Annotated in this window: 23 protein-coding genes; 13 read left to right on the plus strand and 10 right to left on the minus strand. The window is 70.3% G+C overall.

Features of this window, described 5'->3' with window-relative positions; translation table 11 throughout:
* Positions 1-242 precede the first annotated feature (242 nt).
* Entirely contained in the window at positions 243-623 is a 381-nt protein-coding gene (locus O7553_RS02775) for a hypothetical protein (RefSeq protein ID WP_281553326.1), read from the minus strand.
* Between the two features lie 323 nt (positions 624-946).
* On the opposite strand from O7553_RS02775, the gene O7553_RS02780 reads away from it, so the two are divergent.
* Both O7553_RS02780 and O7553_RS02785 read left to right on the plus strand, forming a co-directional pair.
* Entirely contained in the window at positions 947-1,849 is a 903-nt protein-coding gene (locus O7553_RS02780; RefSeq protein ID WP_281553327.1) for a biotin--[acetyl-CoA-carboxylase] ligase, read from the plus strand.
* A 95-nt stretch (positions 1,850-1,944) separates the two neighbouring features.
* Positions 1,945-2,541 (plus strand): PH domain-containing protein, encoded by a 597-nt coding sequence (locus O7553_RS02785; protein ID WP_281553328.1) that lies wholly within the window; start codon positions 1,945-1,947, stop codon positions 2,539-2,541.
* A 55-nt stretch (positions 2,542-2,596) separates the two neighbouring features.
* Here O7553_RS02785 and O7553_RS02790 read toward each other — a convergent pair whose 3' ends face one another.
* The 3 genes from O7553_RS02790 to O7553_RS02800 form a co-directional block, all read right to left on the minus strand.
* Positions 2,597-3,094, minus strand: coding sequence for a MaoC/PaaZ C-terminal domain-containing protein (locus tag O7553_RS02790; RefSeq protein WP_278167091.1), 498 nt, complete (start codon positions 3,092-3,094; stop codon positions 2,597-2,599).
* 9 nt (positions 3,095-3,103) lie between these two features.
* The gene (locus O7553_RS02795) at positions 3,104-3,787 is read right to left on the minus strand and encodes a GtrA family protein (RefSeq protein ID WP_281553329.1); all 684 of its coding nucleotides are present in this window, start codon (positions 3,785-3,787) and stop codon (positions 3,104-3,106) included.
* A gap of 68 nt (positions 3,788-3,855) precedes the next feature.
* Positions 3,856-4,389 (minus strand): GtrA family protein, encoded by a 534-nt coding sequence (locus tag O7553_RS02800; protein WP_281553330.1) that lies wholly within the window; start codon positions 4,387-4,389, stop codon positions 3,856-3,858.
* A gap of 353 nt (positions 4,390-4,742) precedes the next feature.
* Between O7553_RS02800 and O7553_RS02805 the strand changes: the two genes are divergently transcribed.
* From O7553_RS02805 to O7553_RS02820, 4 genes are read left to right on the plus strand one after another with little or no spacing between them, the layout of a single operon-like run.
* Positions 4,743-6,590 (plus strand): phosphoenolpyruvate carboxykinase (GTP), encoded by a 1,848-nt coding sequence (locus tag O7553_RS02805; protein ID WP_281553331.1) that lies wholly within the window; start codon positions 4,743-4,745, stop codon positions 6,588-6,590.
* A 20-nt stretch (positions 6,591-6,610) separates the two neighbouring features.
* On the plus strand, positions 6,611-7,570 hold the full coding sequence (locus O7553_RS02810) for a hypothetical protein (RefSeq protein ID WP_348650109.1): 960 nt from the start codon (positions 6,611-6,613) through the stop codon (positions 7,568-7,570).
* 13 nt (positions 7,571-7,583) lie between these two features.
* On the plus strand, positions 7,584-8,756 hold the full coding sequence (locus O7553_RS02815; protein ID WP_281553332.1) for a geranylgeranyl reductase family protein: 1,173 nt from the start codon (positions 7,584-7,586) through the stop codon (positions 8,754-8,756).
* Between the two features lie 10 nt (positions 8,757-8,766).
* On the plus strand, positions 8,767-9,537 hold the full coding sequence (locus tag O7553_RS02820; protein WP_281553333.1) for an isoprenyl transferase: 771 nt from the start codon (positions 8,767-8,769) through the stop codon (positions 9,535-9,537).
* Positions 9,538-9,568: 31 nt separating this feature from the next.
* On the opposite strand, the gene otsB is transcribed toward O7553_RS02820, so the two are convergent.
* From otsB to O7553_RS02835, 3 genes are all read right to left on the minus strand, one after another.
* A complete protein-coding gene (otsB, locus tag O7553_RS02825; protein ID WP_281553334.1) occupies positions 9,569-10,393 on the minus strand; it encodes a trehalose-phosphatase in 825 nt (274 codons plus the stop codon).
* Between the two features lie 104 nt (positions 10,394-10,497).
* Positions 10,498-10,872 carry a hypothetical protein gene (locus O7553_RS02830; protein ID WP_123605395.1) on the minus strand — a complete coding sequence of 125 codons (375 nt, stop codon included), beginning with the start codon at positions 10,870-10,872 and terminating at the stop codon, positions 10,498-10,500.
* Positions 10,873-11,045: 173 nt separating this feature from the next.
* Positions 11,046-11,486, minus strand: coding sequence for an XRE family transcriptional regulator (locus tag O7553_RS02835; protein WP_281553335.1), 441 nt, complete (start codon positions 11,484-11,486; stop codon positions 11,046-11,048).
* 264 nt (positions 11,487-11,750) lie between these two features.
* On the opposite strand from O7553_RS02835, the gene O7553_RS02840 reads away from it, so the two are divergent.
* The 5 genes from O7553_RS02840 to O7553_RS02860 all read left to right on the plus strand — a co-directional run bounded on the left by O7553_RS02840 (position 11,751) and on the right by O7553_RS02860 (position 16,264).
* Positions 11,751-12,095, plus strand: a complete 345-nt coding sequence (locus tag O7553_RS02840) for a hypothetical protein (RefSeq protein WP_281553336.1) — start codon at positions 11,751-11,753, stop codon at positions 12,093-12,095.
* Positions 12,096-12,117: 22 nt separating this feature from the next.
* Positions 12,118-12,519 (plus strand): hypothetical protein, encoded by a 402-nt coding sequence (locus O7553_RS02845; RefSeq protein WP_281553337.1) that lies wholly within the window; start codon positions 12,118-12,120, stop codon positions 12,517-12,519.
* A 447-nt stretch (positions 12,520-12,966) separates the two neighbouring features.
* Complete coding sequence (locus O7553_RS02850; RefSeq protein WP_281553338.1) at positions 12,967-14,409, plus strand: PhoH family protein; 1,443 nt, start codon at positions 12,967-12,969, stop codon at positions 14,407-14,409.
* A 382-nt stretch (positions 14,410-14,791) separates the two neighbouring features.
* On the plus strand, positions 14,792-15,472 hold the full coding sequence (locus tag O7553_RS02855) for a lytic transglycosylase domain-containing protein (protein WP_281553339.1): 681 nt from the start codon (positions 14,792-14,794) through the stop codon (positions 15,470-15,472).
* Positions 15,473-15,616: 144 nt separating this feature from the next.
* Entirely contained in the window at positions 15,617-16,264 is a 648-nt protein-coding gene (locus O7553_RS02860; protein ID WP_281553340.1) for a rhomboid family intramembrane serine protease, read from the plus strand.
* A gap of 12 nt (positions 16,265-16,276) precedes the next feature.
* Here the strand turns inward: O7553_RS02860 and glpX are convergent, their stop codons facing one another.
* Entirely contained in the window at positions 16,277-17,332 is a 1,056-nt protein-coding gene (gene glpX / locus O7553_RS02865; protein WP_281553341.1) for a class II fructose-bisphosphatase, read from the minus strand.
* 157 nt (positions 17,333-17,489) lie between these two features.
* Here glpX and O7553_RS02870 point away from each other — a divergent pair, with 157 nt between their 5' ends.
* Both O7553_RS02870 and O7553_RS02875 read left to right on the plus strand, forming a co-directional pair.
* Entirely contained in the window at positions 17,490-18,035 is a 546-nt protein-coding gene (locus O7553_RS02870; protein WP_281553342.1) for a DUF4245 domain-containing protein, read from the plus strand.
* 82 nt (positions 18,036-18,117) lie between these two features.
* Entirely contained in the window at positions 18,118-18,813 is a 696-nt protein-coding gene (locus O7553_RS02875) for a GntR family transcriptional regulator (protein WP_281553343.1), read from the plus strand.
* Positions 18,814-18,911: 98 nt separating this feature from the next.
* On the opposite strand, the gene O7553_RS02880 is transcribed toward O7553_RS02875, so the two are convergent.
* A complete protein-coding gene (locus tag O7553_RS02880; RefSeq protein WP_348651188.1) occupies positions 18,912-20,825 on the minus strand; it encodes a carbohydrate-binding protein in 1,914 nt (637 codons plus the stop codon).
* A gap of 505 nt (positions 20,826-21,330) precedes the next feature.
* Positions 21,331-21,534, minus strand: coding sequence for an exodeoxyribonuclease VII small subunit (locus O7553_RS02885; protein WP_281555439.1), 204 nt, complete (start codon positions 21,532-21,534; stop codon positions 21,331-21,333).
* Between the last annotated feature and the right edge of the window lie 87 nt (positions 21,535-21,621).

Here is a 21,621-nt window from a genome sequence, read left to right on the forward strand (position 1 = left end):
CGAGGCGCTCACCCAGCCACTCCTGCCATCGACAGCAGTAGGTCAAGCGGGCGGCTCTCCATGCCCCATAGGGTACGGGTGCCTTCAAGCTGCGTCCATCGGATCGCAAGCAGTGGCCCGCTGTCGTACCCGCGACGGGGACCTGTCGAGCACGGGACGACCATCCTCTGCCGCTTGTCTGCTGTGGATCGCCGGCCGGCGATCCACGCCGGCAGGCGACCATGATCCTCGGTCTGGACGGTCTACTCGCCCGGCATGCTTCCCCGCGGCTGGCGGCAGACGCTGCAGTACGACACCGAGTTGACCACGAAGGAGAAGGATGCCCTGTCCTGCCCCGGGCCGACCACCGATGCCGACCCGCCGGAGTTCTCGCAGCGGTTCTGGTTGGCGCTCAGGGTCAGGCTGGTGCCGTTGCTCATCGAGCGCGTTCCGACCGGCATGTTGATGCACCAGACGGACGTACCCGGCAGCGGGATGCCCTGGAACAGCGTGCCGGAGAAGTTTGTGCCGGTCCAGTTGCAGAACCGGCCAGAGGTGCACAGGGCCAGCGCCGATCCGGCATCGGCCTGCGCAGTTGCCGGAACCAGCAGAGCGGCCCCGGCTGTGGCGGCGACCGCCAGCATGGCGAGCAGTCTCCTCATTGCGCCTCTCCATCCGATCCATCCGGTCGACGAAGGGGCATGACAGCCGAGCAGGTGCCAAGTGACTCTGGTGACCATCGAGACCTAGAACGTTCTAGAGTCACGCCCCGTGCTGAAACGGTAACCATCAATGATCGGTGACGCAAGAATCGACCGTCACAAATTAGGGAGATCCCGTTGGTCTCCGCCACGACCCCAGGCGGCGGCTGGACTCCTTGTATCAGCGGCGCGATGCTCCTTCCCGGAGCATGCCTGGTTCTGTGGCAGACGCGGTGCGCTGCCAGGTGCCGCCGTAGGGTGGGCGGATGGCCGGCTCACCGTACACCGATCTGGACCGTCCGCCGTTGGACGAGCGTGGTCTGCGTCGCGCGCTGGTCGTCCCCGACGGCCTGTGGACCGACGTGCAGGTCCGGGCGCAGACCGGCTCCACCAACGCGGACGTGCTCGCCGCCGCGCGAGCCGGTGCCGCCGAAGGCCTGGTGATCACGGCGGAGCAGCAGCACGCCGGGCGCGGGCGGCTCGGCCGAGACTGGACCTCGCCGCCGCGGGCCGGCCTCGCCGTCAGCGTGCTGCTGCAGCCGGCGGCGGCTCGGCCCGCCCGGTCGTGGCCGGCGGTGCCGGGGTCCCGGTACGGCTGGTTGCCGCTGCTGGCCGGCGTCGCGCTGGCGGAGGCGGTCACCCGGCTGGCCGAGTTGCCAGCCGCGCTGAAGTGGCCCAATGATCTGTTGATCGACGAGGCGAAGTGCGCCGGGATCCTTGCCGAAGCGGCCCCGGACGGGGCGGCCGGACCGGCCGTTGTGCTGGGCATCGGGCTCAACGTGACGCTGCGCGCCGACGAGCTGCCGCCGCCCGGCAGTGGCCTGCGCGCCACCTCGCTGCAGCTGGCCGGAGCAGCGGCGACCGACCGGGACCCGTTGCTGCGGGCTGTGCTGCGCGGGGTGGCCGACTGGTACGGGCGGTGGCGGGCCGCCGGCGGCGACCCGGTCGCGTCCGGTCTGCGGGCGGCGTACCTGCGGCACTGCGTGACGGTGGGCCGGCAGGTGCGGGTCTCGTTGCCGTCCGGAGCGGCGCACACCGGGCTGGTCGACACGGTCGACGAGGACGGTCGCCTGGTGGTCCGCACAGCCGGCGGCGATCTGCCGGTCGCAGCCGGGGACGTGACGCATGTGCGGTCCGGCGACGCGCCGGGAAACGGTACGCCCGGTTGACCGTACGGGTGGCGGTCAACCGCTACGGTCACCCCGGCGGCCGGTGTACGGACCGCCGGCCGGGTCCCCTGCCCGGCCCGGGCTAGGAGGTTGCCGTGGCATTTCCCGAAGACATGCTCACCGCGGACGAGCATGTCGTGTTGCACCTGCACCCGCACTGGAAGGCGCTGGTCCGGCCGGTGGCGGTGACGGTGCTGGCGGTCGCCGCCGTGGTGGCCGGGTTCCTGCTGCTGCCGGAGAGCACCGCAGCCTCCGTCGTGTGGTACGTGATTCTCGCGCTTGCGCTGGTCGCGGTGCTCTGGTTCGCCGTCCGGCCGTTCGCGGTCTGGCGCAGTACGCACTACGTGTTCACCAACGAGCGGGTGGTGCTGCAGCACGGGGTGTTCTCCCGGGAGCGCCGGGACATCCCGTTGAACCGGGTCAACGACCACTCCATGACGCAGCGGTTCAACGAGCGGCTGCTCGGCTGCGGGACGTTGACCATCGAGTCGGCAGGTGAACGCGGTCAGACCGTGCTGCCCGACCTTCCGGGGGTCAGTCAGGTGCAGACGCAGCTCTACGAGCTGGTCGAGGCGCACCACGATCTGCACAGCCTGGGCGACGGTGAGCTGCGGGAAATTCTCGACGAGGCACGCACCGGGCCGGACCAGGCAGCCCCGGCGCGACCGGACAACGCCTCGCCCGGCCGCTGACCGGGCGACGGCTGGCCAGCACTGCCGAGCGGGCCTGGCTCGCTGGCCAGCCGGGTCAGGTCGTCGGCCCGGCGCCGCGTAGCGCGAACCAGCCACGGAACCGGGTGCGCAGCACCTCGCGCTCCGGCCGGTCGTAGGTGTCGAGCCGGGTCAACGACCCCAGCAGGGTGACCGTGCCCAGGCCGGGCCGGGCGTCGGACAGCTTCCTGGTGAGCACGTCCAGCCGCCCGGCGAGCCGGTCACCGGCGTACACCGGGGCCAGCCAGCGCAGCTCCTCCAGGCCGGGGGAGGTGTCGGCGGCGGCCCGGGACAGCACCGCGTCCACGTACGCCCGCATGAACAGGCTGACGGTGAAGAATCCGCTGGCGATCACGGTGCCGTACGGGCTGGCCTGGGCGAGGTCCGGCTCGACGTGGTACCACTGCGGGTCGAAGCGTTCGGCGAAGCTGACCATTTCGACGCCGTCCACGGTGGTGATGCCGAGGTCGAAGGAACCGCCCGGGGCGAGATCCTCGAAGAACAGGTCGGCGTCAGCACCGGTGCCGGAGCGCACGGTCGTCGGTCAGCGCCTGGCCGGGCGGGTCGCTGCGGCGATCTCCGCGTCCAGTTCGGCGGTGATCTTCGCGTCGAGCTCGGCGGCGAGTTCGGCGTCGAGCTGGTTGGCCAGAGGTGCCGTGCTGTCCGGGGCCTGCATCGACTGGCTGGTCGGTGGCTGCCCGTCCCGCTGGATCTGCTGCGGGACCGGGCCGCGCGCCGCCGGTCCGGTCCCGGCCCCGGTGGTCGGGCCGGTTCCGGTGGTCGGGTGGGTGGCGGGTGCCGGGCGGAAGACGAACGTGCGGTACGCCCAGAAGCGGAAGATGGTGCCGAGCACCAGTCCGATGATCTTGACGATGTTCAGGGCCAGCAGCCCGCTGATGCCGAAGCCGTACTTGGCCAGCCCCAGCACCCCGACCTCGATCGCCAGGCCGGTGAGGTTGAACAGGAAGAAGAGCACGTACTCCCGCCGGATGGCCGACTTCGGCCGGTCCCGGTAGGTCCAGTGGCGGTTCATGAAGTACGAGCTGGTGGTCGCCACCAGTGCGGCGACGACAGTCGCCTTCAGTTGACCGTCGGCGAGCACGGTCAGTGCCAGAGCGTTGAACACCGCGAAGTTGACCACGGTGTTGATGCCACCGACGGTGCCGAACTTCAGCGCCTCGCGGATGAACCTCTGCCAGCGCTCGGGCAGAAGGCGAAGTATTCGCATCAGATCACCATACGGCAGGTCGACGGGCCGTTCGGGTTGACTGGCGGGTAGGGCGGCACCGGGTGGGGCTAGTCGCGGTCGCTGGCGGCCGCCACCGCGGCGGGTGCCGCGACGGTGAACACGAACCTGCGGTACGCCCAGAACCGGAACAGGGTGCCGACCGCCACGCCCACGATGTTGGCCGCGATGTTGTCGGCGAGCAGCGTCTGGAACACCCCCGGCCAGATGCTGCCCAGCCCGTAGTGGCTGATCCCCAGACAGGCCAGACCGATGCCCAGGCCGACGGCGTTGAAGAAGAAGTAGAGGCCGTACTCGCGGGCCAGTCCGGACCTGACCGAGTGCCGCCAGGTCCAGAAGCGGTTGCCGACGAACGCCACCGATGCGGCGATTACCGTCGACAGCGTCTTGGCGCTGAGCGGGCCCAACCCGAGCAGGCTTGAAGCGACGTTGAACAGGGTGATGTCGACGATGAAGGCGATCCCGCCGACCACCCCGAACTTGCCGATCTCGCGGACCAGCAGACCGAACCGGTCCCGGAGCCGGCGGATCAACCCCGGACTGGATGCGGGCGCGGACGGCTCGCCGGCGGCGTGGACGGGCACGTGGTCGAGCGTAGCGGGTTCCCGCCCGCCGATGTGTCGGCACCACCCGAGTTTCCCGGCCACCCCCACGCTTCCGGCACTCGAGTTCTGAACACGCAGAGTGATTGGGGTTGGAGTCGGTCGAGAGCCGGAGGTTTTTGCGTACAACTGCGCGTGGGAGCGAGAAACAACTCGTCAGATTGCATGCGCCGATAACTTGTGCACTTCTTCACAAGCTCCTCGGCTGCCCTGAACGATCAATCGGCTTACCCTGAGTCCAACTCCCGGACTTGTAACCCGGCGGCTGGGCCCGACCATCCGCCGGTGCCGTGCACTCCAGGAACGAGGTCAGCGCCGACCACGAGGAGATCGCCATGACTGCAACGGCCACCGCGTCCGTACCGTCGAACTTCCCCAGCCCCGCCCCGACCAGCCACGCCCGCCTGCTCGACTGGGTCCGGCAGATCGCCGACCTCACCACACCGGACCGGGTCGTCTGGGCCGACGGTTCGCTCGCCGAATGGCACCGGCTCACCGACGAACTCGTCGACTCCGGCACCCTGGTCCGACTGGACAGCGAACGCCGCCCCAACTCGTTCTGGGCCCGCACCGACCCGACCGACGTGGCCCGGGTCGAGGAACGTACCTTCATCTGCTCGCCCGACGAGTCCGACGCCGGACCGACCAACAACTGGGTGGACCCCGCCGAGATGAAGCGGGTGATGACCGAGCTGTACCGGGGGTGCATGCGCGGCCGGACCATGTTCGTGGTCCCGTTCTGCATGGGCCCGTTGGACGCCCCGGAGCCGATGTTCGGGGTGGAGATCACCGACAGTGCGTACGTCGTCGCCTCGATGCGGATCATGACCCGGATGGGCGCCGAGGTGCTCGCCGCGATGGGCGACGACGCCGAGTTCGTACCGGCCCTGCACTCGGTCGGCGCCCCGCTGGAGCCGGGCCAGGCCGACGTGCCGTGGCCGGCCAACGAGATCAAGTACATCTCGCACTTCCCGCAGACCCGGGAGATCTGGTCGTACGGGTCCGGCTACGGCGGCAACTCGCTGCTCGGCAAGAAGTGCTACGCGCTGCGGATCGCCAGCGTGATGGCCCGCGACGAGGGCTGGCTGGCCGAACACATGCTGATCCTCAAGCTGACCGCGCCGGACGGGCGGGTCCGTTACGTAGCCGGCGCGTTCCCGTCCGCCTGCGGCAAGACCAACCTGGCCATGCTGGAGCCGACCATCCCCGGCTGGAAGGTCGAGACGATCGGCGACGACATCGCCTGGATGCGGTTCGGCGACGACGGCCGGCTGTACGCGGTCAACCCCGAGTACGGGCTCTTCGGCGTCGCGCCCGGCACCGACTGGCGGACCAATGCCAACGCGATGCGGACCCTCGACCGGGGCAACTCCATCTTCACCAACGTCGCGCTGACCGACGACCGCGACGTGTGGTGGGAGGGGATGGGCGAGCCACCGGCGCACCTGACCGACTGGCGGGGCGAGGACTGGAACCCCGACCGGGGTACCGACGCCGCCCACCCGAACAGCCGGTTCTGCACCCCGATCACCCAGTGCCCGATCCTGGCCGACGAGTACCACGACCCGCGCGGCGTACCGATCGACGCGATCCTGTTCGGCGGCCGGCGACGCACCACGGTGCCGCTGGTCACCGAGGCACGCGACTGGGTGCACGGCGTGTACCTGGGTGCCACCCTCTCCTCGGAGACGACCGCTGCGGCGGCCGGCAAGGTCGGGGTGGTCCGGCGGGATCCGATGGCGATGCTGCCGTTCATCGGCTACCACGCCGGGGACTACTTCCGGCACTGGATCGAGATGGGCAAGGGCACTGACGGCGACGCCGCCAAGCTGCCCCGGATCTTCTACGTCAACTGGTTCCGCCGCGACGACGACGGCCGGTTCCTCTGGCCCGGCTTCGGGGAGAACTCCCGGGTGCTCAAGTGGATCGTCGAGCGGCTGGACGGCACCGGCACGGCGGTGGAGACCCCGATCGGCAACGTACCGACCGCCGACGCGCTCGACCTGTCCGGCCTGGCCGTCGACCCGGCCGACGTGGCCGCCGCGCTCGCCGTCGACCCGGCGCAGTGGCGCGCGGAACTGCCGCAGATCACCGAATGGTTCGAGCGGTTCGGCGACAAACTGCCCGGGGTGCTCTGGGCGGAGCTGGACGCGCTGCGGGCCCGGTTGGACGCCGCCGACTGACCGTTGGATAGCCTGCGCCGGTGGCGGCAGTCGATCCCGGTGCGGGCCGCGCCGGACCGGTCCGCCCGGCCGTGCCCGCCCTGCCGCCGCCGGTCCGCCGGCTGGTCGGGTTGCTCGCCGTCACCGCCGCGGCCACCGTCGTGGTCGACCTGCTCAACTGGTGGTACGCCCCCGAGCGGGACATCGGTGTGGCGGTCCGCTCCGGTTGGGCGCTGCTGCGGGCGTTCGGCTTCCTGGTCCTGATCCGGCAGGTACGCCGGGGCCGGGCCGGGGCCCGACCGTTCGGGCTGATCCTGGCGGTCACCACCGTCTTCGCGCTCGGCCGGCTGGTGGTGCCGCGCTCCGGCGTACCGCCGCTGCCCGGGGTGGCCGGGTTCGGCCTGATCGCCGGGCTCTGCCTGGCCGTGGTGTGGCTGCTGTACCGGTCCCCGGCGGTCGGTGCGCAGCTGACCCGGCACCCGGCCCGGTTGGTCCGCGACGGCCGGCGGCTGACCTGGCGCGAGGCCCCGCCCCGGCGGCCGCCGGTCGTCGCCTGGCTCCTCGTCGCCCGGGTCTCGGCCTTCACCTACCCGCCGTTGATGCTGGTGCCGGCGCTGGTCTCGATCGGGGTGCTGCTCGACGGCCGGCTGGTCGCCACCCCGGCGGTGGTGGCCTGGATCGCGGTCGCCACCGCCACCAGCTGGCTGGTGCTGCTGGTGTCGTTCTTCATGCTGCGCGGCCGACGCTGGGCACGCTGGCTGCTGGTCCTGGTCAGCCTCGGGGCGCTCGCGGTCGACCTGCCGCTGTGCTGGTGGCTGCTCGGCGTGGACGGTCTGGTCCGCGACGGCGCGCCGCTGGTGGTGGCGGTGGTGCTGGCCTTCTACGGTGTGTGGCGGGCCGGTCGCGCCGAACGGGGCCGGGCGGCGGGCAGCGCCGAGCCCGGCCGGGGGACCGTCGGTTCCCAGCCCGGCCGGACGGCCGCCGGCACGGAACCGGCCTGACGAGGAGGTCCAGGTGGACGGTACGTCGGTCGTCGACGTCGCGGTGGTCGGCGCCGGGCCGGCCGGTGCCGCCGCCGCGATCGCCGCCCGCCGGGCCGGTGCCCGGGTGCTGCTGCTGGACCGGGCCGACTTCCCCCGGGACAAGCCGTGCGGCGACGGCATCGCACCGCACGCCCTCGACGTGCTGGCCGGGCTGGACGTGCCCGACCCGGTCGCCGGGTTCGCCCCGGTCGGCCGGCTCCGGCTGGTCGCCCCGCACGGCGGGCAGGTCGCGGCCGAGCTGGTCCGTCCGGCGTACACGGTGCCGCGGGCCGTCTTCGACGCCCGGCTGGTCGCCACCGCGGTCGCCGTCGGCGTGCGGCTGCGGCGGCACACCGTACGGCGGGTCACGGTCCGCGACGACCTGGTGCTGCTCGACGGTGAGATCGCGGCGCGGGCGGTGGTTGGCGCGGACGGCGCGGGATCGGTGGTACGCCGGGCGTTGGGTCACGGGCCGAACCCGGACGGACATCTGGCCCTGGCGATTCGCGGCTACGCGCCGGTCGGGGCCGTCACCAGCCCCGGCGAACAGCGGATCGTCACCACGGCGGCCGGTTGGCCGGCGTACGCCTGGGCCTTTCCGATTGGCGACGGGCGGGCGAACGTCGGGTACGGGGAGGTGCTGCGCGGCCGGCCCCTGACCCGTGCCCGGCTGCTGGACCGGCTGTGCGCGCTGCTGCCCGGCACCGACCTGGCGCAGGTCACCGACCTGCGGGCGCATCATCTGCCGCTGTCCACCCGGCGGCCGCCGGCAGGTGCGGGTCGGCTGGTGCTGGCCGGCGACGCGCTGTCGCTGATCAACCCGTTCACCGGCGAGGGCATCTTCTACGCGGTGCTGTCCGGTGCGCTGGCCGGTGCGGCGGCGGCCGGTACGCCGGCGGCCGCCGCCCGCCGCTACCGGCAGGCGCTGCGCCGACGCCTCGGCGGGCACCTGCGGCACAGCGCTTTCGGCGCCTGGCTGGCCCGGCGGCCGACGACGGTGGACGCCGCCGTCGCGGCGGCGGCGCGGGACCGGCGCGTCTTCGACACCGTCGTCGAACTCGGTCTCGGCGACGGCCGGCTGGACGCCGTCACGGTGCGCCGGCTCGCCGCACAACTGACGATCCGCCGAGCGGCCGATACCGCGCGGCGGCGCTCCGGTCGCTAGTCTGCTTGGGATGACTCTGCGGGAGCTGCTCTACTCGGTCTATGAGCGACGGCTCATGGCGAGACTGGCGGGCAAGCCGGTGCCCGGCCACGTGGGCGTGATGTGCGACGGCAACCGCCGGTGGGCCCGGGAGATGGGGTTCGTGGATCCCAACGACGGGCACCGGGTCGGCGCAGCGAAGATCAAACATCTGTTGAACTGGTGTGACCAGGCCGGTATCGGTCACGTCACGCTGTACCTGCTGGCCACCGACAACCTGCGTCGGCCAGCCCGCGAGCTGGATCCGCTGTTGAACATCATCGAGGATCTGGTCACCGAGTTGGCCGAGGAGGGCAACCCCTGGCGGCTGCGTATCGTCGGCGCGCTGGACCTGCTGCCGGGTTCCACCGCGACCGCGTTGAAGGCCGCGCAGGAGCGTACCCAGACCCGGTCCGAGGGCGCGCAGGTCAACATCGCGGTCGGCTACGGCGGCCGCCGGGAGATTGCCGACGCGGTCCGATCGTTGCTGCATGAGCACGCCAGGTCCGGCGGCACCCTGGAGGAGTTGGCCGAGGTGCTCGACGTCGACCACATCGCCGAGCACCTCTACACCCGGGGCCAACCCGACCCGGATCTGGTCATCCGCACCAGCGGCGAGCAGCGGCTCTCCGGCTTCCTGCTGTGGCAGTCGGCGCACTCGGAGTTCTACTTCTGCGACGTCAACTGGCCCGACTTCCGTCGGGTGGACTTCCTGCGGGCGTTGCGGTCGTACGCGAACCGGCAACGCCGCTACGGCGCCTGACGACCCCCGGGGCCGTCCCTGCCGGGTGGTGTCAGTCCAGGGCGTGCACGGCGGAGGTCAGGAAGTCGCCGAGCGCTTCCGGCGAGTCGATGGTGAGGTCGGCGGCCGCTGACACATCGTGCCCGGTCTCGGCGTTGGCCACCGCCACGCAGACGCCGAAGAAATCCGGGTTGGCGCTGGCGTGTGCCCGGAGCGCGGCGAAGGCCTTGATGTCGGAGACGTCGTCACCGAAGTACCAGGCGCAGCCGGCGGTGCCGACCGCGTCGCCGATGACCATGCCCTTGTCGCGGTCGACCGGCGGCTTGATCTCGATGACCATCCGCCCGCTCTGCACCCGCAGGCCGAGCTGTTCGGCCTGGGCCTGCCCCCACGATTCGACGGTTTCGGCGAGCTCGGGCGCGGTCCGGTAGTGCAGCGCGACGGACAGCCGTTTGTACTCGACCAGTGCGCCGGCGGGCAGCTCGGCCCGGGCCCGGTCGGCCAACTCCTGCATCGCCGGGACCCAGGGCAGCGCGGCCGGTTCGGTGACGGTCGGCCCGGACCCGTGGCTGTGCTCCAGCCCGTACAGTCCGTACAGGTCGACCTCGGAGATCGAGGCGAACTGGGCCCGGAGGAAGTCGACCGGTCGGGCCGACACGATCGCTATCCGCTGCACCACCCCGGCGAGTGACTCGATCGCCGCCAGCACCTTGGGCGCGGGCTGCACCGACGTGGGATCGTCACCGACCGGGGCGAGGGTGCCGTCGAAGTCGAAGAACAGCACGCACCGGTCGGCGCGATCGATGGTGGCTCGCCATGCCTGCTCCGCGGTCAGCGGACGGGCCAAGCGCTGGTTTCCTACCTCGAACGGCCGCACGGGCGTCAGCGTACCTGCTGCCGCCGCAGGTGCCAGACCTCTCGGCGGGTGAACGTTCGGGGACGTCGGCGCTGGTGACTACGGTCCGCGAACCACCCGGCGGGTCAGTCGTCACCGCCGCTCATCAGTCGCCGGCCGTGCATCCGCGGTGGAAATTGCACGACTGCCGCGTCGTGTTGCTGTCCCTGCCGGAGCAAATAGCCCTCGACGAAGCCGGAGTTGCGGTCGGCGACGTGTGAATCGACTTCATTGAGCCGGGCGACGAGAAATTCGGTGAGCGCGGTCAGCCGTCCCTGTTGCCGGTCGTTGAGGTGCGCGATGACCGCCACCAGCGTGGCGACCGACGCGCAGGCGATGACGAACAGGTTCACCACCGCCGGCACCTCGCCGGTACTCAGGACGGCGACCACGATATTCGTGGTGCCGTAAAGCGTGATCGCGACGGCCGCGATCACGACTGCCGACCATTTGAGGGTCATCGGTTTCGACCCTCCCTCCTGTCCCGCAGGGCTGTGTCCGGGCTGTGTCCGGCCTTGTCCCGTCCCCCGTGGATGACGAGCCCAAGCAGTACGGAGAGGAACGTTATCGTGACTCAGTGTGCAAGCGGGACGGAACCGGGCTGCTTGATCGGCTTTCTTTCGCCATCTGAGAACTACCCTGCCCGCTTGGGTCCTTTGCGAGGTTCGGCCGGCAGTAAGGGTCGGTAGGCGAGATAGCGGATTGTCTCCCTGATGTGAAATTTTTCCGCATCTGATACGTTCGGATCGACCAGCCGGCGGAGCAGTGCCTCTACGTCCGGGTCCATCGGCGGTGCCGAGGGCGCCGGCCGGGCGCTGGTGGCACGGTCCCAGCCGAGTACGCCGAACGCGACCGTCGGGCTGATCCCCAGTCCTTCGCAGAACGAGACCACCCGCTCGGCCTCCGGATCGCTGGACCACTCGCCGCGCACCCACCGGTTGATGGTCTGGCGGGACACTCCGGTGCGCCGGGAGACCTCCGAGCCGGTCCAGGCGCGGGTCGCGCGCGCGTCAGCGAGCGCCTTGCGTACGAAGGCGGCGAAGGCGATCTTTCGCGCGGCGGAGCTGTCCGGCACCGGCCGACGGTACGGCGAATCACCGCTTTTCCTGGGGGCAGGAAGCCTTCTGTACTGTGTTTGTGACAGAGCTTTGTGAATCTCTGTCGGGAAATCTTCCCTTGTCACGAGGGGTGTCACGGGTGCAGTCTAAGGATGAAGTGGGGTGGCGCTAATCACCCGAAAAGATGATGCTGTCACTTGCGCGTGACGCTTTACTCTACGTCACGTGGTTGAGACGCTGAGTGGGTGGAGTTGTCGCTTACACGTGACGGAGACGGTGCGGTGACCGAACTCGCGACCCGGGCCCAGGCCTTCGGCCTGATCGCGGACGCCGTCGCTGGCGGCTTGACCGCGCCGTGGCGGCTGTACCTGGCCCGGGGGTGTCGTCACCTGTCGCTCAACGTGGGGGACCGGTCCGAGTGGAACGCGTGGCGGGCGCACCTCGGCTGTCCGGAGTTGAGTGTGCGGGTGTACGACGCCGGCGGGGAGATCCGGCGGGCCTCGGTAGCCGAGGTGGTGCTGGGCGGTTGCCGGATCAGCGTCGAACTGGTCGAAGAGGTGAGGACCGACGACATCGATCGGCTGCTCACCGACGACCCGACGTCGTTCGAGTCGGAGGAGAGATGATCCCAGAGATCGGGGCGACCGGATGAGTTCGTTCTTCGCGGTCTTCCTGGTGTTGCTGCTGGCCTCGGCCAGCTACGCCGCCGGCCGGCTGCACGGCCAGCTCAGCTACCGGATCGGCTACCGGTTCGGCTACCGGCAGGGCTATTTCGACGGTGACCGCGGAGCGTGGACCCGGCGGCGCAGGGAGACCCGGGCCGCGATCGCGTCGGTGCTGCCGGATCCAGCCCGTCCGGTGGTCCCGCCCCATCCGGTGACCACGAGCCCGCCCCTGGTTACGGCGGTGCCAACCGGGGTCGACCTGGCGGTCCGTCCGGGCACCACCTACACCGGCGCCGCCTTCGTCGGTGGGACCGGCGTCGGCGGAACCCTCGACGGGACCGGTGGCCGGCACTCGACGGAACTGCTGGCCGGCCGACATCCCTGACCGGCCGCAGCGGTGGCTGTCAGGTGGCAGTCGTAGCGATGAGCTTTTCCGAGTGCGGTGTCGTGTTGAGGCGGACGCGACACCGCCGGGGAACCCGGCGTCACCGCGCCGGAGTTCCTCCCGGCCGGGATGCGTGCAGGGGGTGCGCATCCCGGCCGGCCGCCTACCCGGCCCGGATGTGTCCGTCGCGTGACCAATGTGTGTCGGTCCTGGGTACGGATCATCATCTGCCCCGCTCACCTCCGGTGTCTGGGACGAAGATCGGCTCTGACGCCTAGCCGAGGTCGGGATCCGGCAGCTAGCGTCTAGTCATGGTCCGGGGTCGTCCCGGGCCAGCCGGACGGTCCGGACCTGCAGTCGCATGGGTTCCGCATCCGACCCGTGCCTTCGGGCCCCGGTGGAGCCGGATCGCGGGCGGATCGGGTGCACGCCCGACGGAGCAGGCCTGTGACGAGTCGACGTACCACCCCCCGGGCCGGTCAGGACCCGACCGCCGCCACTGTCCCGTCCGACCGTAGCCGGACCCGCCGAGCCCCGGACGCCGCCGCGTCCGAGCCGGCCGACCGGTCCGCCGGCCCAGCCCAACCGGAGCCGCCAGTCACCACCCGCGCGTACGTCCTGGACACCTCGGTCCTGCTGTCCGACCCGGGGGCGTTCCACCGGTTCGCCGAGCATGAGGTGGTGATCCCGCTGGTGGTGATCTCCGAGCTGGAGGGCAAGCGGCACCATCCCGAGCTCGGTTGGTTCGCCCGGCAGTCTCTGCGGATGCTGGACGAACTCCGGGTCCGCCACGGACGGCTGGACCAGCCGGTGCCGGCCAACGAGTCGGGCGGCACGTTGCGGGTCGAGCTCAACCACGCCGACACGGATGTGCTGCCGCCGGGGTTCCGCAACGAGTCCAACGACACCCGGATCCTGTCGGTCGCGCTCAGCATGGGCGCTGAGGGCCGGGACGTGGTGCTGGTCAGCAAGGACATGCCGCTGCGGGTCAAGGCCGCCTCGGTTGGTCTGGTCGCTGACGAGTACCGGCACGGCCAGGCCAGCGACCCGACCTGGACCGGGATGGCCGAGCTGGAATCCACCGACGAACAGGTCAAGCAGTTGTACGCGGGCGAGGCCGTCGACCTGGACAGCGCCGCCGGGCTGCCCTGCCACACCGGCCTGGTGCTGCACGGCACCGGCGGCGCCGCGCTCGGGCGGGTGATGGCCGACAAGACGGTACGGCTGGTACGCGGCGACCGGGAGGCGTTCGGGCTGCGTGGTCGCTCCGCCGAGCAGCGGATCGCGTTGGACCTGCTGCTCGACGAGTCGATCGGGATCGTCTCGCTGGGCGGTCGGGCCGGCACCGGCAAGTCGGCGCTGGCGCTGTGCGCCGGGTTGGAAGCGGTGATGGAACGGCGTCGGCACAAGAAGGTCGTCGTCTTCCGTCCGCTGTACGCCGTCGGCGGTCAGGAGCTCGGTTACCTGCCCGGATCCGAGTCGGAGAAGATGTCGCCCTGGGCGCAGGCGGTCTTCGACACCCTCGGCGCGGTGGTGCACGAGAACGTGATGGAGGAGGTGCTCGCCCGCGGCATGCTGGAAGTGCTGCCGTTGACCCATATCCGGGGCCGCAGCCTGCACGACGCCTTCGTGATCGTGGACGAGGCCCAGTCGTTGGAACGCAATGTCCTGCTGACCGTGCTGTCCCGGATCGGACAGGGCTCCCGGGTGGTGCTCACACACGACGTCGCGCAGCGGGACAACCTGCGGGTGGGCCGGCACGACGGGGTGACCGCGGTGATCGAGGCGCTGAAGGGGCATCCGCTGTTCGCCCATGTGACGCTGACCCGTTCGGAGCGTTCTCCCATCGCCGAAATGGTTACTGATCTGTTGGAGGACATCCCACGTTGACTCCGCCCGGTGCGGGTCTATGCCCCACTATAGGGTGAAAATTGGCGTGACCAATCTCACATTCAAAGTCCCGCGTTTCCCAACGGCCTCACCGTGAGCGATGGTGGTCGACGAGCGCGCGCACCGGCGACGACCGATATCCGGGTCGTCGGTGGTAGTGCGTCAGCCGACCACCATCGCGGCCGGCCGACGCGCGACCGACCCGGTCGGGCGCTCACGGCGTGCCCGGACCAGCCGCACCGCCGCACCCGCACGTGACGGTCGCGCCGCACCTGGCGGCGGCCGCCGCGAGCCGGCCGTTCAGTCGGCCGGCCACGTGGGCGCGAGCGGTGCCGACCAGCCCGGCCCGCCGTGTCCTTGCCCCCGACGAAGGGACCACTTCGTGAGTCGGCTGTGGAGCCGGTTCGGTGTCCGGGCACTCGCCGTCGGCCTGCTCGTGACAGGCGTCGCCGGCGGGTTCTACCTGGAAAGCGACCGGGAGACCCAGCAACGCATCAGCGACGCCCGCCTGGCCGCCGAGGCCGAGCAGGTCGAGCTCGAACTGCTGCGTCAGCGCCGGGCCGAACACCAGCGGATGACGGTGCAACGCCGTACCGCCGAACGGGAAGCCACGGAGAAGGCTCTCGCCACGGCCAAGGCCGAGGCGGCCAAGGCCAAGCGGGCAGAGCAGGTGACCCAGCAGAAGCAGCAGGAGGCGGCGGCCCGGCCGCCGGCGGCGACGGTGCCCTTCACCGGCGAGATTCCGGAGTCCTGCGACGAGTTCAGCGGCAACCGGGCGATCGGCTGCGCCCTCACCCTGGAGAAGGGGTGGGGTCTCGACCAGTTCGCCTGCCTGAACAAGCTGTGGAACAAGGAGAGCGGCTGGAACCACAAGGCCTACAACGCGGCCTCCGGCGCCACCGGTATTCCCCAGGCGCTACCGGGCAGCAAGATGGCCTCGGCCGGTGCCGACTGGCAGACCAACCCGGCGACCCAGATCAAGTGGGGCCTCGGGTACATCAGCGGCCGTTACGGCACCCCGTGCGGCGCGTGGCAGCAGTCACAGAACGTCGGCTGGTACTGATCCGGTCCGGACTGTCGGCGGCACCTGTCGCACTCGTCACCGGCGGCGGTACGGACCTGATCGTCCGTACCGCCGCCGGTGTTTTTGTGCGGTTCGCCAGCTGTCGGCTGGCGTCGGTTGCGCGGACCTGATAGCTACTAGGAGATGGCGTACATGGGGACCTCCGGTGGTGACCCGAACCGCTTCGGCACCGAGGCCTTCTACGCCTCGCTGGGCCGGGCGTTCGTCGCAATGTGCGCGGTCGTCCCGGTGCTGTTCGTCATCGAGGCGTTCGACGTCTGGCTGAGCGCCGGCTTTGATCTGGCCGCCGGCATCGTCCCCCGGCGCATCGACGGGCTGGACGGGGTGTTCTTCGCCCCGTTCCTGCACCACGGCTTCGATCACCTCTACAGCAACAGCGTTCCGTTGATCCTGCTGGGCACCTTCGTCCTGGCCGCCGGGGTCCGCCGGTTCCTCTACTCCACCCTGGTGATCATCCTGGTCAGCGGGCTCGGCGTGTGGTTCACCGGCGCGCCGAACACCGTCGTGGTCGGCGCCAGCGGTGTCGTCTTCGGCTACCTCGGTCTGGTGTTGATGCGCGGCATCGTCGAGCGCACCTGGTGGAACCTCGGCGTCGTCCTGCTGGTCGGCCTGCTCTACGGCTGGCAGCTGGTCGGCATCCTGCCGACCGACGCGTTGATCTCCTGGCAGGGCCATCTCTTCGGGTTCGTCGGCGGGGTGCTCGCCGCGATCCTGTTCCGCCGCCGGCGCGACTACGACCCGTACGATCCGGACCCGCTCACCATGCCCTGACCGGGCCCCGGGTCAGAGGTCGAGCTCGGCGATCGGCCGACCGTCGAAGTCGACCGCCGAGTAGAGCGCCAGCTTCTCCAACCGGTGATGCGAGTCGATCACCCGGATCGTGCCGCTCTTGGAGCGCATCACGATCGACTGGGTGTACGCCCCACCCGAGCGGTACCGCACCCCGTGCAGCAGGTCACCCGAGGTAACCCCGGTGGCGACGAAGAAGCAGTTGTCGCCGGTGACCAGGTCGTCGGTGCGCAGCACCCGGCCCAGATCGTGCCCCGCAGCGACGGCCTTGTCCCGCTCCGCGTCGTCGCGTGGCCAGAGTTTCGCCTGCATCGCGCCGCCCATGCACTTCAGCGCGCAGGCGGCGATGATCCCCTCCGGGGTGCCGCCGATGCCCATCAGCACGTCGACGTCGGACTCCTCGCGGGCAGCCGAGATCGCGCTGGCGATGTCACCGTCGGACAGGAACCGGATCCGGGCACCGGCGTCGCGGATCTCCTGCACCAGCTCGGTGTGGCGGGGCCGGTCGAGGATGCTCACCGTCACGTCGGAGACGCTCGACTTCTTGACCCGGGCAATCCGCTGCAGATTCTCCCGCACCCCGGCCTCGATGTCGATGACGTCGGCGCAGTCCGGGCCGACCGCCAGCTTCTCCATGTAGAAGACCGCGCTGGGGTCGAACATGGCGCCCCGCTCCGCCACCGCCAGCACCGCGAGGGCGTTCGGCATGCCCTTGCTCATCAGGGTGGTGCCGTCGATCGGGTCGACGGCGACGTCGACCTCCGGCCCGGAGCCGTCACCGACCCGTTCTCCGTTGAACAGCATCGGGGCGTTGTCCTTCTCGCCCTCGCCGATCACGACGACGCCACGCATCTGGATCGAGTTGATCAGTTTGCGCATCGCGTCGACCGCGGCGCCGTCGCCGCCTTCCTTGTCTCCCCGACCCACCCACCGGCCGGCGGCCATCGCTGCGGCTTCGGTTACCCGGACCAGGTCCAGGGCCAGGTTACGGTCGAGATTCTGCGGGTTACGGGTGCCATTCTGCGGGTTACGGGTGCCGGTTCCACTCATCGGTGCTCCTCCTCGCGACGGTGCGGGGCGCATCCCGGAGCACAGCGTCGCCGGCTCCGGTCCTGAGGGAATCCTGGCACGTCACGACGGTGCCAGGTAGTCGCGGGGTGGTCGGTCCGCGCGTCAGTCCGCGCCGGCCGGCTGGGAGGATGGGGGCATGGAGACGACTGGGCCGGCGCGCGACCGGGCGGAACGCACCCCGAAGGACATCACCCTGTCGCTGCTCGTCCTGTTGGTGCCGATCCTGCTGGTGTTCGGGTTCTACCGGGTCTTCCTCGGTGCCGACGAGCCCGTGGCGGTGGATCCCGGGCCGGCGTACGAGCAGGCCGGTGCGGCGGGCCAGTTTCCGGTGCGCGCGCCCGCCGGTCTCGGACCGGACTGGGTCGCGGTGAGCGCGGTCTTCCGGCCGGTGTCGGCGGCGGACGGTCCGACGCTGCGGCTGGGCTACGTCACCCCGGCCGGCGCCGCCGTCCAGGTGGTGCAGAGTTCACGGCCGGCACCGGAACTGCTGGTGGCGGAGCTGACCGCGACCGCGCAGCCGCAGGGTGATGTGGCGATCGGGGCGACGACCTGGCAGCGGTACGCGGCCCGGCCCGGCGAACGTGCACTGGTGTGGCTGGCGCCGGACCACAGTGTGCTGGTGGTCGGCACGGCGGATACCGACGAGCTACGGGTGATGGCCGAGGCGCTCACGCCACGCTGATACCTCGGCGGGTCCGGCCCGTACCGGGCGGTTGCCCGGCCGGGAATCTGGTTTCCGGGACGTGGGTGGCAGACTCGACGGGGTGAGCGACGTGGCCGCATCGTCGGTGGATGGTGAGCTGGAGAGCCTGAGCCTGGTGGAGTTGGCGGTGCGGCGGCTGCGTCGCGAGATCCTCAGCGGCAAGACCGACCCCGGGCAACGGCTCGTCGAGGAGCAACTGACCCGGCGGTTGGGCATCAGCCGGGCGCCGCTGCGCGAGGCGCTGCGGCTGCTCGCCGAGCAGGGTTTGGTGGAGCACGTACCACGACGCGGCGTGCGGGTGGCGACCTTGTCCGACCGCGACGTTCAGGAGCTGTACGCGGTGCGCGACCTCCTGGAGCGGCACGCGGTGGAGTCGGTGCTGCCGGTGCGCCGGGACACCGCCCTCGGTGGCCTGCGGGCTGCGGTCGACCAGATGCGGCTGGCCACCACGGTCGGTGACCGGCTGCGGGTTGCCGAGGCGCATCGGCGGTTCCACGTCGAGCTGGTCGGCCTGGCCGGCAACCGGCAGCTCACCGGGGTGTACGAGTCGGTGCTGCTGAAGCTCCAGCTGTACCTGGCGATCAACCTGCAGCGGGAGGCCGAGGTGGCGCAGCCGGTCGACGGGGTGCACCGGCACGAGCGACTGCTGGCCGCGATCGAGGCGGGGGAACCGACCGAGGTGCTCCGGGAACTTGCCGAGCATGGTGTTCGTACCTACCGGCGCTCCGACGGCTCGAGCCGAACACCAGATACCTGATCCGGGTCCGGAAAGGTATCTGGTGTTCGGCTCGTTGGAGCGTGCAGTTGATCAGTGGTGGCGGTGGCTGCCCAGCCGCCGATCAGCCGTACGTCTCGTCAGGCGTACGTCTCGAATTCGGCGATCTGCGGCGTGCCGGAGGCACCGGTGATCTCAAAGCTGATCTTGCTGAGCGTGGTCGAGGAGAAGCTGATCATGCCGGCACCGCTGCCGGAGGCGAGGGTGGCACCGGTGTCGTGGTTGTACAGCCGCCACGATCCGATGGCACCTACGGCACCCGACGCCTCCCGGATGTTGACCGAGGAGACGGTGGTGTCAGCGTCCCACTTGATCGAGATTCGACCGGTGGTGCCGCTCGGCGACCAGTAGGTGCCCATGTCGCCGTCCCGTACGTCGCCGTAGCTGGTGCCGCTGCCCTTGCTCGAACCGTCCGATCCGGCGCCGATGCTCAGGTTGGTGCCACCGGGCTGGGTCGGGGTCGAGGTCGGCTGCGGCGCCGTCGGGCTCGGGGTCGGGCTGGGGCCGGTGCCGCCGGAGACCTGCAGGTAGTCGATGTTGCTCAGGCCCTCGCCGGTGGTGGCCACCAGCCGGATCGTGTTGGTGCCGCTGTTGAGCGCGACGGACACCGAGACGTTCGAGTAGCTGGTCCACCCGCCGGTCGGGTTGAACGCGACCCCTTGTTGCACGGTCGAGCCGTTGACGACCAGGTTGGCCGGTCGGTTGCCCGAGCCGCCGTTCGCGTGCCGGATAGTCAGGTTCGTCGTGCCACCACTCGAGCTGACCAGGAACTGCGATGCCGCACCCGAGGCGTTCTCCGTGTTGCAGTACCCGCTGCCGGAGTAGCCGGAGTGCTCTGACTCGATCTCACCGTCACACGAGGCCGGCGAGTACTCCGCCTCGTAGCGTCCGTCCGGGCCGGGCGTCGGCGGCACGGTCGGCGTGGGGCTCGGCGGGTTCGACGGCGGCGGCGAGGTCGGCGAGCAGCTGCCGTCCGAGACGCGGTTGCCCTTGTTGGCGCCGGAGATCTGCCGGAGCATGTTCGGCACGCAGCTGGCTCCGTCGAGTGTGTAGGAGTACGGGATGCTCACGCTCGTGTTCGAGGTGGGGTTGGGGCCGGCCGGCTGGTTGTCGCCGCTGCGGCTGGACCAGTCGATGTTGTCGTAGATGTTGCCGCTGACCTGCCAGTAGCCGGCTTCGCTGGTGTAGAACGTGCCCAGAACGTCGTTCGAGTCCTGGAAGTAGTTGTTCTCCACCTTGGCGCGTCCGCCGGCTCGCGAGTTGATGCCGGACTTCTCGATGTCCGTGTAGTGGTTGTTGTAGATGTGTGCGATGCCGCCACGCAGCAGCGGAGTACGGGAGTCGATGTTCTCGTACACGTTGTGGTGGAACGTCACGTACCCGTTGGACCTGTCGCTCTCGCTGGAGCCGATCAGACCACCACGGCCGGAGTTGCGCAGGATGCTGTACGACAGGGTGACGTACTGCGTGTTGTTCTTCATGTCGAACAGGCCGTCGTAACCCTCCGACTCGCCGCCCGAGGCTTCCAGCGTCACGTGGTCGACCCAGACGTTGCGGACGTCGGACTCCATGCCGATGGCGTCACCACCGTTGGAGGTCGGCGAGCCCGACTTCTTCACGTTGCGGACGGTCACGTTCTGGATGATGATGTTGCTCGCCTCGCGGATGTGGATGCCGAGCTGGTCGAAGACCGCGCCGCTGCCCACCCCGATGATCGAGACGTTGCTGATCTGCTTGAGTTCGATCACGTCGTCGGCGGTGTTGCAGCTGTCGCCGGAGACCTTGCTGGTGTTGCCGTGGTTGATCGTCCCCTGGACCTCGATGATGATCGGGGTGCTGCTGCTGGAACGGTTGCACAGCGCGGAGTGGATACCGGTACCGGAGCTGACCCGTACCGTCTGGCCGCCCGCGCCGCCGGTGGTCCCGCCGTTGCGGGTGGCGAATCCGGTGGCGCTGCCGGTCGCCGCCGAGGCCTGGGGAATCGCCAGGGCCACGCCGACCGTGCCGGCTACGGCTGTGATGGCCAGTCCTGCGAGAAGTCGCAGTCCGACTGGTCGTCTCATAGTCTCGTCTCGCCTTCGTCTTGAAGTTGCTGATGGATCGTCTCGACTGCTGGAGGACGCGTACCGTCCGGCGCAACCGGTACGGCACTGGTCGCAGCCCGTGGTCAACCCGCCGGCGGCACCGATGTGACCGTTGCCCGGCCGTCAGATGACGGCCATCGGCCACGGATGGCGGCAGCCGGGGCGGGGACGCCTCGACCCAGGTGCGGTGTTCTTGGTGATGTGGACGAGTCTGCGGCTCGTCGGGCCCCGGACGCGTGGCCGTCAGCGCTGAGGGCGCGAGGTCACCCGGACCGTCCTCACGTCCCCGCCGCCGGTGTGCTGCAGCACACCTTGCCCTGACTCTGGAAAGCGCTTTCCCCGAAGGATAGGTCGATGTCCATCAACTTGCAAGATCGTAGCCGAATTGTGGCGAAATGCCGTCTTGGGTGCACCCTCAGCCGGTGGGTCGGGCGCCGCGGGCGGCTTCGAGTCGCTGACGGGCCCCGTCCAGCCAGCGCTGACAGGTGGCGGCCAACTGCTCACCGCGCTCCCACAGCGCCAGTGACTCCGCCAAGGTGGTGCCGCCGGACTCCAGCCGCTCCACCACCGAGGCCAGCTCGGCGCGGGCCTGCTCGTAGCTCAGCGAGTCCGCCGCCAGCGGCCCGCTCGCCGGCTCAGTCGCCGGAACCTTCGCCGACGTGGTCGCCGTACCTCGGTCAGCTGCCTTCTTCGTGGTCACCTGATG

The organism is Solwaraspora sp. WMMA2059 (assembly GCF_027497315.1).
Taxonomy (GTDB): domain Bacteria; phylum Actinomycetota; class Actinomycetes; order Mycobacteriales; family Micromonosporaceae; genus Micromonospora_E.